The sequence below is a fragment of the Blautia acetigignens genome, from assembly GCF_025566865.1.
GTDB lineage: Bacteria > Bacillota > Clostridia > Lachnospirales > Lachnospiraceae > Blautia_A > Blautia_A acetigignens.
Genome location: NZ_JAOQJM010000002.1, coordinates 141,658 through 155,683, shown reverse-complemented (window position 1 = coordinate 155,683; position 14,026 = coordinate 141,658). Strand labels below are relative to the sequence as shown.

The following is a 14,026-nucleotide window of genomic DNA, read 5'->3' as shown; positions in this document are numbered from 1 at the left end:
TAACTTGAGGATTTGTGAAATATTGCTGTCGCTCCCTTCGCGGGAGCGTGGATTGAAATTAAGAGTGTATTTACAATATCCAGTGCGGATCCAGTCGCTCCCTTCGCGGGAGCGTGGATTGAAATAATCATGCTTTGGAACATATCAGCAAAAGCACTCGTCGCTCCCTTCGCGGGAGCGTGGATTGAAATATCAAAGATGTTAGAGATAAGTTGGAGTCGTGCCTGTCGCTCCCTTCGCGGGAGCGTGGATTGAAATGAGAATTATCTTGGACTACTACAGAAGAAAAGAAGTCGCTCCCTTCGCGGGAGCGTGGATTGAAATCAATTGTTGAATTAACCCATCTCTTGAAAAACTGTCGCTCCCTTCGCGGGAGCGTGGATTGAAATTCCGAACTCACCAATTGTACTTGCACTGCTGTTTGTCGCTCCCTTCGCGGGAGCGTGGATTGAAATCGTATCTGTATTCCGTCAAACGGTACGCTCTCGGTCGCTCCCTTCGCGGGAGCGTGGATTGAAATATAGTATTTGTTAAAACTTTAAGGAGGTTTGCTGTCGCTCCCTTCGCGGGAGCGTGGATTGAAATTGCGGATCACTGAAAAGCCCACAAGTAATCAGTGGTCGCTCCCTTCGCGGGAGCGTGAATTGAAATATATTATTTTTTGAGTTATATTGTCTTGTAGCTTTTTCCATTTTTTGGTTTGAACTTCAAATTTTTAAGTGACAAACATAACTGCCTGTGATATTATAAAAAATGATATAGACGAAAATGATCAGGAAACAGTAATATCATTGCTGCATAGACTTTGGAAGTATGAGAACAGTTCGAATATATATCGGCTGTTCTCTTTTTGTTTTACAAACAACGGAAAGGAACTGGATATGAGAAAAAATCGAAAGAGCAGCTCCCATACCCATAGAAATAGAATTTACATTACGGCATTTCTTCTGGCTGGCAGTTTTATACTGGGAGGATGCATAATAAAGAAAGCAAAAGAGGCAGACAGTAAACTGCCGGAGATAGTAATCGGAATAGATTACTTCGAACCTTACAGCTATCAGACAAGCGACGGCGAATACAAAGGTGTTGATGTGGAGCTTGCCAGGGAAGCCTTTCAGAGGCTTGGATATCGCCCCAGATTTGAGAATATAGTCTGGGAGGACAAGGATAAACTGCTGGCTGATGGGACAATAGACTGTCTGTGGAGCAGCTATTCCATGAACGGAAGAGAAGACAAATATCAGTGGGCAGGCCCCTATCTGTACAGCCGTCAGATGGTGGTTGTAAGAGCTGAGAGTGAAATTCAGACGCTTCAGGATCTAAAAGGGAAGAGGATTGCAGTGCAGGCTACTACAAAAGCAGAGGATCTTTTTCTTCATAATATTGAATCAGATCTTCCGCAGATGGAGCAGGTGAACTGCTTTTCTACCACAAATGAGCTTTATGCCGCACTTAGGAAAGATTATGCAGATGCAATTGCGGGACATGAGGCGATGCTTGGCAGCCTGGTGCAGGATGGTGAGGGGGCTTACCGTATGCTAAAGGAGAGTCCTTATAAATCAGAGCTTGGCGTTGCTTTTAAAAAAGGAACCCACAAGGAAGCAGCAGCTGATCTTACAGAAACCCTCAAAGAGATGCAGGATGAGGGCATTACAGAAGAAATAGTTTCAAAATACGGATTGGATGCGGATGAGATTCTGCCTGAAGGGGAAAGTAAATGAGCAGAAAGATAAGAAAGCAGATGCAGAAAAAGAGGTTTGATAAAAATGCATGTCTACTGGTACTTATCCTGATTTTTTTCGGAATCCTGACCTTTCTTCTGCTGACAGCAAGTGATAATAATAAACTGAATAATACACTAAATGAGACATTTGATTTTGTAAAAACCCGGATTGAAAGGTATGAGATTTATAATACTAATGACCAGGTAAAGAGTCTGGTACGTCTTATGGACAAAACAACAGAATTAAGCCGGGTCATAGCACAGGAAGGCAATCTCAGCGAGGAGATGCTGGATGAATATGCAAGGGAACAGCGTCTGACAGGAATCCTTGTACTGGATCAGGACCAGAAGGTGGCAGAACAGACAGCGAAGGATGGAGATGCCATGCCGCTGTGGCAGAAGCTGATCGAATGTGATTATGTACATGATATTGCTGATCATCCGGAAAAGACCTATACAACCCGTCTGAGAAATGAAGGAAAGCTTTACGATTTTGCGGCAGTGGCAAGGCAGGACGCAGCAGGAATCCTGATCGCATATGCGCAGAAAGAGGAAGTAAATGAGCTTAACGGTGATCTGACCATGGCATCGTTGTTTTCCGATTTTCCCTTTGAGATGAATGGAAGTGTTGTAATCTGTGATGATAACAAGGTTGTCAGCACAAATAAACAGGAGCTTACTTCTCGCTCTATAGAAGCTGCGAAGAGTCTGCATAAAAACCAATTTAAAGCAGATGTGAATAGAATTGTCCGCCTTCATTCAAAAAACGGGATCTGGTATGGGCGTCAGGAGAAGATAAAGGACTACGATGCATATATCTTTTTCCCGAAGTATCAGGTGTACATCACACGGAATACGGTATGTATGATTTATGTGCTGCTTGCACTGCTTCTTTTTTCACTTTACCGGGTGAGCAGGAGCAGAACAGAAAAGAGAAGTATCCTTCAGGATCAGAAAAGACTTCGCGTGATCGATGCACTTGGTCATGCATATTCCTCGATTTCTCTTGTGAATATAAAGACAGAGGAAATCGAGATCGTAAAAGCTTCAAAGAGCATGAAGCCGGACCAGAAAGGGGATATGCTTTCCAAAGCACACCAGGAAGAGCTTATAAGGCAGGTTATTGCAGAGCCATTTCAGAAGGCATATCGGGAATTTATCAGTATGAGTACTGTGGCAAAGCGTCTGGAGAAACGTGAGATGCTGAGCTTTACAGCTCAGACAGTGGATGAAAGATGGCTGACCATGATCATTGTGCCGCAGGGATATGATAAAAACGGGAAACTATGTACCGTTCTGGTTGCAAACCGTGATGCCACAGAGGAAAAAGAGCGTGAGATAGAGCAGGATAAGAACCTGAGAAATGCACTTGCAGCTGCGGAGCATGCGAACAAGGCGAAAACAGTGTTTCTGAATAATATGTCCCATGATATCCGCACACCCATGAATGCGATCATCGGATTCACAGCACTTGCGACAGCACATATTGATAATACAGAGCTTGTTCTGGATTATCTGAAAAAGATCCATACATCTGGCCAGCATCTGCTCAGTCTGATCAATGATGTGCTGGATATGAGCAGAATTGAGAGTGGCTCTGTTGAAATTGAATATGCAGCGGTACACCTGCCGGATATTCTGAATGACCTGAAAACGATCATCCAGGGCTCTTCATATTCCAGGCAGCAGAAGCTTTCTATTGATACACAGGATATACTCTATGAAGATATTATTACCGACAAGCTGCGTCTGACACAGGTGCTTCTGAATATAAGCAGCAATGCGGTAAAGTTTACACCGGCTGGTGGCAGGATCAGCATTTGTGTTTCAGAGAAACCATGCAACAGAGATGGATTTGCAACCGTTATCTTCAGGGTGAAGGATAACGGAAACGGAATGTCACAGGAGTTCCGAAAGCATGTGTTTGATTCCTTCTCAAGAGAGCATACCGTCACAGAGAACGGAATCGGAGGAAGCGGCCTTGGAATGGCAATTGCCAAAAATATTGTGGATATGATGGGCGGTACAATCCAGGTTGAAAGTGAAGTGGGAAAAGGAACGGAATTTACAGTTGCGTTTGAATGCAAAATAGCAGGAGCAGCAGTGAAACAGGAGCCTGCTCCGGAGCCAGGAGATTTGATCAAGAGTGAGAATCAGAAGCCTCAGACAGAAAGCAAGAGAAGCTATAAAGGCAAAAAAGCTCTTCTTGTAGAGGATAATGAGCTGAACCGCGAGATTGCAACCGCGATCATAAAGGAAATTGGTCTGGATGTGGATATCGCAGAGGATGGCACGGATGCTGTGAATATGATGTCATCTGCAGAAGGCAGAAAATACGATCTGATTTTCATGGATATTCAGATGCCGAAGATGGATGGATATACTGCAACCAGGGAGATTCGTACGCTGGATGATCCAAAATGCGCAAATATACCGATCATTGCAATGACCGCAAATGCTTTTGAGGAAGACCGCAAAAAGGCAATCAAGGCAGGTATGAACGGCCATATTGCAAAACCAATCAGTGCAGATGCAATTCTGGAAAATCTGGATCAGATTTTCGGGAGATAAAAAGGGAGGATTCGTAATGCGAAAGAAAAAATGGAACAGAGTTTTGTCTGTACTTCTGGTGATGGTGACAGCCATATCACTTCTGTCAGGCTGCGGCGGAAAAAGTGCAGAAAAAGAAGATGCAGAAACTATCACGGTGTATTTATGGAGTACAAGCCTGTATGAAAAATATGCACCCTACATCCAGGAACAGCTTCCAGATATCAATGTTGAATTTGTAGTAGGCAATAATGATCTGGATTTTTATAAGTTTCTTGATGAAAACGGCGGATTGCCGGATATTATAACCTGCTGTCGTTTTTCCCTGCATGACGCAAGTCCCCTGAAAGACAGTCTGATGGATCTTTCCACAACCAATGCGGCAGGGGCTGTCTATGATACATATCTCAGCAATTTTATGAATGAGGATGGCAGCATAAACTGGCTCCCTGTGTGCGCAGATGCCCATGGCTTTGTGGTGAACAAGGATCTTTTTGAAAAATATGATATTCCTCTTCCAACTGATTATGAGAGCTTTGTTTCTGCCTGCCAGGCATTTGAAGAGGTGGGAATCCGTGGGTTTACGGCAGACTATTATTATGATTACACCTGCATGGAAACACTGCAGGGTCTGTCTGCATCAGAGCTGTCTTCTAATGCCGGACGCAAGTGGCGTACCGCTTACAGTGATCCGGATAACACAAAGAGAGAAGGTCTGGACGATACAGTCTGGCCGGAGGCTTTTGAGCGCATGGAACAGTTTATCAAGGATACAGGCCTTGGCCAGGATGATCTGGATATGAACTATGATGCTGTGATTGAGATGTTCCAAAGTGGTAAGCTTGCCATGTATTTCGGCAGCTCCTCCGGTGTAAAAATGTTCCAGGATCAGGGCATCAACACAACATTTCTTCCATTCTTTCAGGAGAACGGCGAAAAGTGGCTGATGACCACGCCGTATTTCCAGGTGGCTTTAAACCGTGATCTGGCACAGGATGAAGCTCGCAGGAAAAAGGCAATGAAGGTATTGAATACAATGCTTTCAGAGGATGCGCAGAACCAGATCATTTATGATGGGCAGGATCTGTTAAGCTACAGCCAGAATGTAAACATCCATCTTACGGAATATCTGAAGGATGTGAAGCCTGTGATCGAAGAAAACCATATGTATATCCGCATTGCGTCAAATGACTTTTTCTCTGTTTCCAAGGATGTGGTTTCCAGGATGATTTCAGGAGAATACGATGCCGGGCAGGCCTATCAGTCATTTAATTCTCAGCTTCTTGAAAAGGAAGATACTTCTGAGAATATCGTGCTGGAATCACAGAAATCCTATTCCAACCGTTTTCACAGCAGTGGAGGGAATGCGGCATATTCGGTTATGGCAAATACCCTGCGCGGCATTTATGGAACGGATGTGCTGATCGCAACAGGCAACAGCTTTACAGGAAACGTGCTCAAGGCTGGCTATACAGAAAAAATGGCCAGATGCATGATCATGCCAAATAGTCTTTTGGCATACAGCTGCAAAATGAGCGGAGCCGAACTGAAAGAGACGGTCAGAAACTTCATAGAAGGCTATCAGGGTGGATTGATTCCCTTTAACCGTGGCTCTCTGCCAGTGGTCAGCGGTATTTCTGCGGAGGTCATGGAAACAGATGATGGCTATACATTAAGCAAGGTTACAAAGGATGGAAAATCAATTCAGGATAATGATACTTTTACAGTAACCTGCCTTGCAATATCAAAGCATATGGAAGCCTATCCGGCAGATGAAAATATGGTATTTGAGGGAGGGGACACCTTTGTGAAGGATACCTGGATAGAATATGTTTCAGATGAAAATGCTATTCTTGCAGAACCTGAAGACTACATTAATGTGAGATGAGAAGAATGAATATTAAGAAGCGTAAAACAAACAGAAAGAAAACTATTATAAAAAAACGATTCAGGCTGGCTGTTTTTATAGCTGCCTTTCTTGCAATCGCTTTGACTGTTTTCCAATATTTTAAGTTTGTGTCGGAAACGGTTTATGAGGAAAGTGTTTCTCATCTGACAGAGGTTTTTCATCAGTCTGACAATATGCTGCGGGAACTGGCAAATAAGAATCTGACATATCTTCATATGTGGGGGGAGTATCTGAAGGATACCTCCAGCGAAGATGAAATCCGTGATTATATAGAGAAAGCACAGGAGGATGCCGGATTTTTATATTTCTATTTTCTGTCAGCTGACGGTGATTATAAGATGGTATCAGGTGAAGCCGGGTATCTTGGATTACAGGAAAACTTTGAAAATAAGATCCAGCAGGGAAATGACGTGATCACAAATGCAGTTGTTCCCGGAAAATCCCAGATGCTTGTTTTTGTCAGCCCAAAGGCTCATGGAACCTATCAGGATTTCGAATATGATGCCATTGCCATTGCTTATGAAAACGCGGATATTGTAAATGTACTGGATATTTCCGCTTTTAATGGAAATGCAAAGAGCTATGTTGTTCATCCGGACGGTCGTGTTGTGGTGGACCATTCCCTTGAGTCATGGGGAACTGCCTATAATTTCCTGGGTGTTCTAAGAGAGCATTCGGATATGTCCGAAAAAGAGATTCTTGAACTTTCAGAGAAGTTTAAGGAGGGACATACAGATGCGATGCTGGTAAATCTGGATGGAAGTAACTATTATCTGGTCTATGAAAAATCGGATATTCAGGACTGGGTATTTCTTGGACTTGTAAAGGCTGATATTGTCAATGCCAGTATGAACAGCCTGCAGCTTAGTACGCTTCTCCTTGTCGGCGCAGTCGTATTCTGCATTGCTGCCTTTCTTATCAGCCTTATTGTTCAAAAGGGCAGGATAAATCTTAAGAAAAAGGATACGGAGATCCTGTACAGGGATGAGCTGTTTCAGAAGCTGTCAATGAATGTGGATGACGTTTTCCTGATGCTGGATGCAAAAACATATAAGGCAGATTACGTCAGCCCGAATGTGGAAAAGCTGTTGGGTATTACTGCAGAACAGATCCGCAAGGATATTTGTATTCTGGGAAAACTCCATTCCGGGACATCTGAAGCTCCGGAGAAGAATTATCTGGAGAGAATCCAGGTTCATGAACAGCAGGAAGGGGATTTTGAATACGTTCATCAGAAAACAGGGGAACAGCGTTGGTTCCATAATGTTGCAATGTGCAGCGAGGTAAACGGAAAAAAGAAATATATCCTGGTTATGTCGGATCGTACCTCTGACAGGAAAATGAATCAGGCACTTTCTGAGGCAGTTCGCGCTGCAGAGACTGCAAGCCGGGCAAAGAGTACCTTCCTCTCCAACATGTCCCACGATATCCGGACCCCAATGAATGCGATTATTGGCTTTACCACCCTGGCTGTGAGCAACATTGACAATCAGAAAAGGGTACGGGATTATCTTGGAAAGATCCTTTCCTCCAGCAACCATCTGCTTTCACTGATCAATGATATTCTGGATATGAGCCGTATTGAGAGCGGAAGGATCCAGCTGGAAGAAACGGAGGTCAGCCTGTCGGATGTGCTTCATGATCTGAAGACGATTATCAGCGGACAGATCCATGCGAAGCAGCTGGAGCTTTACATGGATGCCATGGATGTTACCAATGAGGATGTCTATTGTGATAAGACACGGCTGAACCAGGTGCTTCTGAACCTTTTATCTAATGCGGTTAAGTTTACTCCTGCAGGGGGAACCATTTCTGTCCGTCTGAAACAGTATCCGGGGACACGAAAAGGCAGTGAGCTGTATGAGATTCGGGTAAAGGATAACGGAATCGGTATGAGCCAGGAATTTGTACAGAAGATTTTTTCTCCTTTTGAGAGGGAGCGAACCTCCACTGTGAGCAGAACCCAGGGTACAGGGCTTGGCATGGCCATTACCAAGAATATCGTGAATATGATGGGCGGTACCATTGAGGTTCAGACCGAACAGGGCAAAGGTACTGAATTTATTGTCCGTCTGCCATTCAGGATTCAGCCTGAGCACCACCATACAGAAAAAATCGCAGAGCTGGAAGGCCTTAAGGCTTTGGTTGTAGACGACGATTTCAATACCTGTGACAGTGTAACAAAGATGCTGGTAAAGGTTGGAATGCGTTCCGAATGGACACTTTCCGGCAAGGAGGCTGTTCTTCGCGCAAGGCAGTCTTTGGAACTGGGTGATGCATTCCATGCTTATATTATCGACTGGCGTCTGCCAGATATGAACGGAATTGAGGTCACACGCCAGATCCGCAGCCTTGGTGACGATACGCCGATCATCATCCTGACTGCTTATGACTGGTCCGATATCGAAGCAGAAGCCAGGGCAGCAGGGGTAACTGCATTTTGTGCGAAGCCTTTGTTTATGTCAGATATCAGAGAGACTTTAATGACTGCTATCGGTCGGATGCAGGCAGAGGCAGAAGAGGCAGTCCTTCCGGCAGCAGGCTCAGATTTCAGAGGCAGATGCATACTGCTTGTGGAAGACAACGAACTGAACAGCGAAATTGCGGTGGAAATCCTTAAAGAATATGGCTTTCTGGTTGATACCGCAGAAAATGGAGCAGAGGCGGTGGAGAAGGTTAAGAATTCAGCACCAGGGGATTATGATCTGGTGCTGATGGATGTGCAGATGCCGGTAATGAACGGATATGAAGCCACCAAGCAGATCCGTGCACTGGATGAGCCTGCACTGGCAAAAATCACAATCCTTGCCATGACGGCAAATGCCTTTGATGAGGACAGAAAAAGAGCTCTGGAATGTGGTATGAATGGATTTTTATCCAAGCCTATTGTTATAGAGGAATTGATCTGTGCATTACAAAATAATTTAAAGAATCTGTGACGGTTAATGATCCGATAAGCTATGGAGAAAAGAACAATGTATAAAAGGAGAAAAAAATCAGCCGCACTATGCGCGGGGATATTTCTGGCCTTGGGAATGTGGATGATATTGTCAGTATGTTGCCTGGCTGCTGAAATGAATCATGATGAAAAGCAGCCACAGATGGCAGGTCAGGAGGAAGTGGCGCAGCAGAAACTTATCCGCATGGGCTCCTTTGAGGATACCTTTGATTATGTGGATGAAAATGGTATCAGAAGAGGATTTGGCTACGAACTTATGCAGGCTCTGGCAGGCTATACCGGATGGAAGTTTGAGTATGTGAAATGTGACTGGTCCAACTGTTTTGATAAGCTTGAAAATGGTGAGATTGATGTGATGGGGGATATTTCTTACACCGATGAACGGGCACAAAGGATGCTCTTTTCAGAGGAGCCTATGGGTGAGGAAAAATATATCCTCTATGCGGATTTATCACACACGGATATTGAAACATCTGATTTCAAGTCTATGGACGGGAAACGGGTAGGTGTGCTCTTAGGTACAGAGCCTGAAATCATGCTGACAGAATGGGAAAATAAAAACGGCATACATACAGAGCATGTAAATGTGAATAATAATGAAGATGTAGAAAAGAAATTAGCGAATCATGAGATCGATTGCTTTGTATCGCTGGAGGAATCCATCTGGTCTGAACAGGGAATATCATCCGTTACCACTATTGGTAAAGCAGGCATATATTTTGCAATAAATAAAGAGCGCAGCGATATCAAGGCCGAGCTTGATTTTGCTATGCTTCAGCTGGATCAAAACAGTCCTTTTTTTAAGGCTGATCTGTATAAGAAGTATTTTACCCTTGATTATAGTCAGAGCCTTACAGGGAAAGAAAAGTCATGGCTGGAAGAGCATGGTGACATTCGGATCGGCTTTTTGGACAATGCTCCGGCGGTTTTTTCCATGGATGAAGAGACCGGAAAGCTTACCGGTACGCTGGCGGAATATATTTCTTATGCCAAGGACTGTCTGGGAAATCAGACGTTAGAATTTAATATGCAGGCATACGATGATTATGACGAAATGCTCCAGTCGTTACAGGAGGGTGAAATTGACGCAATCTTTTATGTCAGCAGGAATCCTGATTTTGCAGAAAAAAAAGGCTATGCACTTACCAATACAGCCTGGACCTACAGCCTGATGGCAGTAACGGATGAGAAATACTTTAATGAAAATGAAGTGCATACAGTAGCGGTGCCAAAGGAAAAAGAAGCCTTAAAACACCATATTATTTTCAGCTATCCCAATTGGAAGCTGGTTGAGTACGATTCGCTTGCCGATGCGGCAGATATGGTCACCCATGAAAAAGCAGACTGTTTTCTTCTGGGAACCAGTCAGGCACTGAAATACGATAACAATCGAGATTTCAAAAGTGTTCCCCTTACCAAAACAATGGAGGCATGCTTTGCAGTAAAAGGCGGAGAGGGTCCCCTTTTATCCATACTGAACAAAACTTTGAAGACCATGCCCTCTGGCATGCTTACAAGTGCCCTTGCTATCTATGACAGTACAGCAGATAAGGTAACATTTTATGACTTTATAAAAGACAATATGCTTGCTGTTTTTGTCACTGCAGGATTATTTTCACTTAGCATAATCGGCATTATCCTCATGCTTTTAAGAAAGGCAAGGAAAGCAGAAGCAGTGGCAATGCTTGCGGCAAGTGATACACAAAAGCTTAATGACAAGCTGGAAATCGCTCTGAAAAAAGCAGAGGATGCCAGCCTTGCAAAGACCCGCTTTCTTCACAACATGTCCCATGACATCCGTACTCCTATGAATGCAATTCTGGGCTATACACAGCTTATGGAGGATGAACTGAAAGGAAAAGAGCTGTCTGAAACCTTAGATCATTTGAAGAAGCTGAAGCAATCCGGAAATCTTCTTCTGTCAATCCTGAACAATGTACTTGACATGGCCCGGATTGAGAGCGGCAAGATGGAGATTGATGAGAGCTATGGTCAGATTAAAGAGATCCAGCAGACTTTGCTGGAAATATTTGATGATGAAGCAAAGAAAAAGAATATTGCATTTCATTACACAGTGAATGTAGAGCATGAGCATGTGCTCACAGATATTACCAAGGTAAAAGAAATTTTTGCCAATATCCTGAGCAATGCCATAAAATATACCCCATCCGGTGGTTCTGTTACGGTAAACGTAGATGAATTGCCATGCGATGAGCCTGGGTACATGATTGCGAGGACCAGTGTGAGCGATACAGGAATCGGTATGAGTCAGGAGTATCTGACAAGGATTTTTGAGGCATTCACACGTGAGCAAAACACCACAAAAAGCAAAATCGCAGGAAGCGGACTTGGAATGTCAATCGTAAAAAAATATGTGGAGCTCCTCGGCGGAACGATAAATGTGGAAAGTGAGCCTGGAAAGGGCAGTATATTTACCGTTACACTGAAACACCGGATAGCAGATGAAGGCTATTATAAAAAAATGCACGTTGAAACTCCTGGAACAGGCAGTGAAATCCTTGCAGGAAAGAATATCCTTTTGGCAGAGGACAATGATTTGAATGCAGAGATTGCAGTGGCAATACTCGAGCGTTTCGGCCTTAAAGCAGAACGTGTGGAAGATGGCATTCAGTGTGTAAACAGGATAAAAAAGATGCCTGCGGGAACCTATGATATGATACTCATGGATATTCAGATGCCCAAAATGGACGGCTATCAGGCAACACAGGAAATCAGGCACCTGCCAGACCAGGATAAGGCCTGTATACCCATCGTCGCAATGACTGCGAATGTATTTGAAGAAGATAAAAGAGAGGCTGCTGCTGCCGGAATGAATGGCCATATAGCAAAGCCGATCCAGGCTGATGATCTGTTGCCCACATTGGTGGAAATCATAGGGCAGCAAGCTTACAAATAATATGTTTTCTGAAAGGAACAGGCAATATGGTATATACTTGCCGCTATAAATCGCCGCTTGGAGAGATTCTGCTGGCAGCAGACGAAATTGGACTGACCGGACTATGGTTCGAAGGAGAAAAATACTTTGCCGACAATCTGCCAGAGGAACACAAGTCTCAGGAAACGCAGGTTCTTTCCGAAACGAAACACTGGCTGGATATTTATTTTACTGGTAAAGAACCTGACTTTTTTCCGCCATTGCATCCGATGGGATCTGTATTCCGACAGTCTGTATGGGATATCCTCCTGCAGATTCCCTACGGACAGACCACAACCTATGGAGAAATTGCGCACCAGCTTGCCAGAAAACAGGGACTTTCCAAAATGTCTGCACAGGCAGTTGGCGGTGCTGTCGGACATAATGAAATTTCGATTATCATTCCCTGCCACCGCGTAGTAGGCACAAATGGAAGCCTGACAGGGTATGCAGGAGGAATTGCCAAAAAAATATGGCTGCTTGAACTGGAGCATACGGATATGAGCCATCTGTTTGTACCAGGAAAAGGGTGACCGGAAGCTATGGTCTATATGCAGCTTCGTTTAAATCGATTGAACAAATTCCTCCACATAATGCAAGGCAGCTCCGATTGCCGGTGTATACTGCCCATTAGTACCCACCAGTATCTGTGCTTTATCCAGCATGAATGGTGCAGCCCTGTGAAGACGCTCTGTCAGATAATCAATATCTTCCTCTGTAAAATAAGGTGCAAGATAGCCGCTGAGGATGATGGGTGCATCGACAATAAGGTTAAGATTCTTCATGGCAAATGCCAGATGGTTTAAAAAATCTTTCCAGATCTGTATGATCTGGGGGGATTTTTTTTCGCGCAAAAGAGGGAAAAACTCTTTGATGGGCATACCTGCAGCCTGTTCCAGTGCATTGGCAGAACAGTAGGTTTCCAGACAGCCACGGCTGCCGCAATAACAAAGTGGCCCATCAGGATTGATACACATATGTTCAAAGGTTCCGCTGTGCATAGAGAGTCCCTGATGAATCTGATGATTAGTGATGATACCGCCGCCCAGATTTCGGTTCAGCAGGATGATAACAGCACTGTCAAGCTCTGGATGCCTCCATAGCTCAAGGAACGCAGCCGATTTGGAATCATGCTCCAGATAACAGGGATAAGGAAGATATCTGGAAAAATCATCCAGCTTCATGCCTGCGTTATTCATGATATCTCCATATAGTACAGTAGTATGATCCGGAGAGGTGATGCCCTGTGTGGCAATGGAGATGCCAAGTACTTTGTCATTGTCATACTGGTGTGACAAAAGGAATTCCTTTATCGCGTCTGTAACCTGTTTATAGTAATCCGGTGTGTCAGAATAGGGATGCGAAATGGTATCTGTATAGAAAGCATTTCCATACAGATCTACAGCAGTAATATGAAACATTTCTTTTAAAATACCGACACCAATGGAAATTTTGAAATCTGACACAATCTGAATGGCGTTTGCTTTTCTTCCACCGGTGGATTCAAAAAAGCCATTTTTTTCTATAAGACCTTCCTGCTCCAGAAGGTTCAGATTCTGGCTGACAGTGGATAAACCCATCTGTAGCTCCTGAACAATCTGCAGCTTGGAGGTCGTTTTTTTTCTGTAAATATATTGGTAAACCTTTGATTTATTTATTTTTTTGAGACTTATGTTGGTCAATCCCTTTTCGCTCATAATATTCTCCTGATTATGTTATAAGATAATGTTAAGTTCCAAACTTATTGTAGCATAGAACGAAAAAAAAGCAATACAAAGGAATCACATTGAAATGGTAAAAATAGACAAAAAAGTTCTTTGAAAATTATTATTTCTGTCAATAGATTTTTAAAAAGAAAAGATATATACTCAACTTACGATTGAGATATAAGCGTAAGTAAAAGACATAACAACAAATAAGAAGTATAGTAAGAAGACAAACTAGGAGGAT

At 43.6% G+C, this 14,026-nt stretch carries 7 protein-coding genes and 1 CRISPR repeat array; of the genes, 6 read left to right on the top strand and 1 reads right to left on the bottom strand.

Annotation, left to right across the window (positions count from 1 at the left end):
• Window positions 1-27: 27 nt before the first annotated feature.
• Window positions 28-651: direct repeats of the CRISPR family, unit length 32 nt; unit sequence GTCGCTCCCTTCGCGGGAGCGTGGATTGAAAT.
• Between the two features lie 230 nt (window positions 652-881).
• The 6 genes from OCV70_RS03565 (at window position 882) to OCV70_RS03540 (ending at window position 12,609) form a co-directional block, all read left to right on the top strand.
• On the top strand, window positions 882-1,721 hold the full coding sequence (locus OCV70_RS03565; protein ID WP_021926684.1) for a substrate-binding periplasmic protein: 840 nt from the start codon (window positions 882-884) through the stop codon (window positions 1,719-1,721).
• Window positions 1,718-4,294, top strand: a complete 2,577-nt coding sequence (locus OCV70_RS03560; protein WP_262579223.1) for a hybrid sensor histidine kinase/response regulator — start codon at window positions 1,718-1,720, stop codon at window positions 4,292-4,294. The genes OCV70_RS03565 and OCV70_RS03560 overlap by 4 nt, the downstream gene beginning before the upstream one ends.
• Window positions 4,295-4,310: 16 nt before the next feature.
• A complete protein-coding gene (locus OCV70_RS03555) occupies window positions 4,311-6,161 on the top strand; it encodes an ABC transporter substrate-binding protein (RefSeq protein WP_262579221.1) in 1,851 nt (616 codons plus the stop codon).
• Window positions 6,158-9,121, top strand: a complete 2,964-nt coding sequence (locus OCV70_RS03550; RefSeq protein ID WP_416795298.1) for a hybrid sensor histidine kinase/response regulator — start codon at window positions 6,158-6,160, stop codon at window positions 9,119-9,121. The genes OCV70_RS03555 and OCV70_RS03550 overlap by 4 nt, the downstream gene beginning before the upstream one ends.
• A gap of 135 nt (window positions 9,122-9,256) precedes the next feature.
• Window positions 9,257-12,058, top strand: a complete 2,802-nt coding sequence (locus OCV70_RS03545) for an ATP-binding protein (RefSeq protein WP_262579218.1) — start codon at window positions 9,257-9,259, stop codon at window positions 12,056-12,058.
• 26 nt (window positions 12,059-12,084) lie between these two features.
• Window positions 12,085-12,609, top strand: coding sequence for a methylated-DNA--[protein]-cysteine S-methyltransferase (locus OCV70_RS03540; protein WP_021926679.1), 525 nt, complete (start codon window positions 12,085-12,087; stop codon window positions 12,607-12,609).
• 30 nt (window positions 12,610-12,639) lie between these two features.
• On the opposite strand, the gene OCV70_RS03535 is transcribed toward OCV70_RS03540, so the two are convergent.
• Window positions 12,640-13,656, bottom strand: coding sequence for an ROK family protein (locus OCV70_RS03535; RefSeq protein WP_262579217.1), 1,017 nt, complete (start codon window positions 13,654-13,656; stop codon window positions 12,640-12,642).
• Between the last annotated feature and the right edge of the window lie 370 nt (window positions 13,657-14,026).

Bases quoted from the DNA above. Each gene is read 5' to 3' on its own strand.
- OCV70_RS03555 (WP_262579221.1), top strand. From the start codon at position 4,311: ATGCGAAAGAAAAAATGGAACAGAGTTTTGTCTGTACTTCTGGTGATG.
- OCV70_RS03560 (WP_262579223.1), top strand. From the start codon at position 1,718: ATGAGCAGAAAGATAAGAAAGCAGATGCAGAAAAAGAGGTTTGATAAA.
- OCV70_RS03540 (WP_021926679.1), top strand. From the start codon at position 12,085: ATGGTATATACTTGCCGCTATAAATCGCCGCTTGGAGAGATTCTGCTG.
- OCV70_RS03545 (WP_262579218.1), top strand. From the start codon at position 9,257: ATGAATCATGATGAAAAGCAGCCACAGATGGCAGGTCAGGAGGAAGTG.
- OCV70_RS03535 (WP_262579217.1), bottom strand. From the start codon at position 13,656: ATGGGTTTATCCACTGTCAGCCAGAATCTGAACCTTCTGGAGCAGGAA.
- OCV70_RS03565 (WP_021926684.1), top strand. From the start codon at position 882: ATGAGAAAAAATCGAAAGAGCAGCTCCCATACCCATAGAAATAGAATT.
- OCV70_RS03550 (WP_416795298.1), top strand. From the start codon at position 6,158: ATGAGAAGAATGAATATTAAGAAGCGTAAAACAAACAGAAAGAAAACT.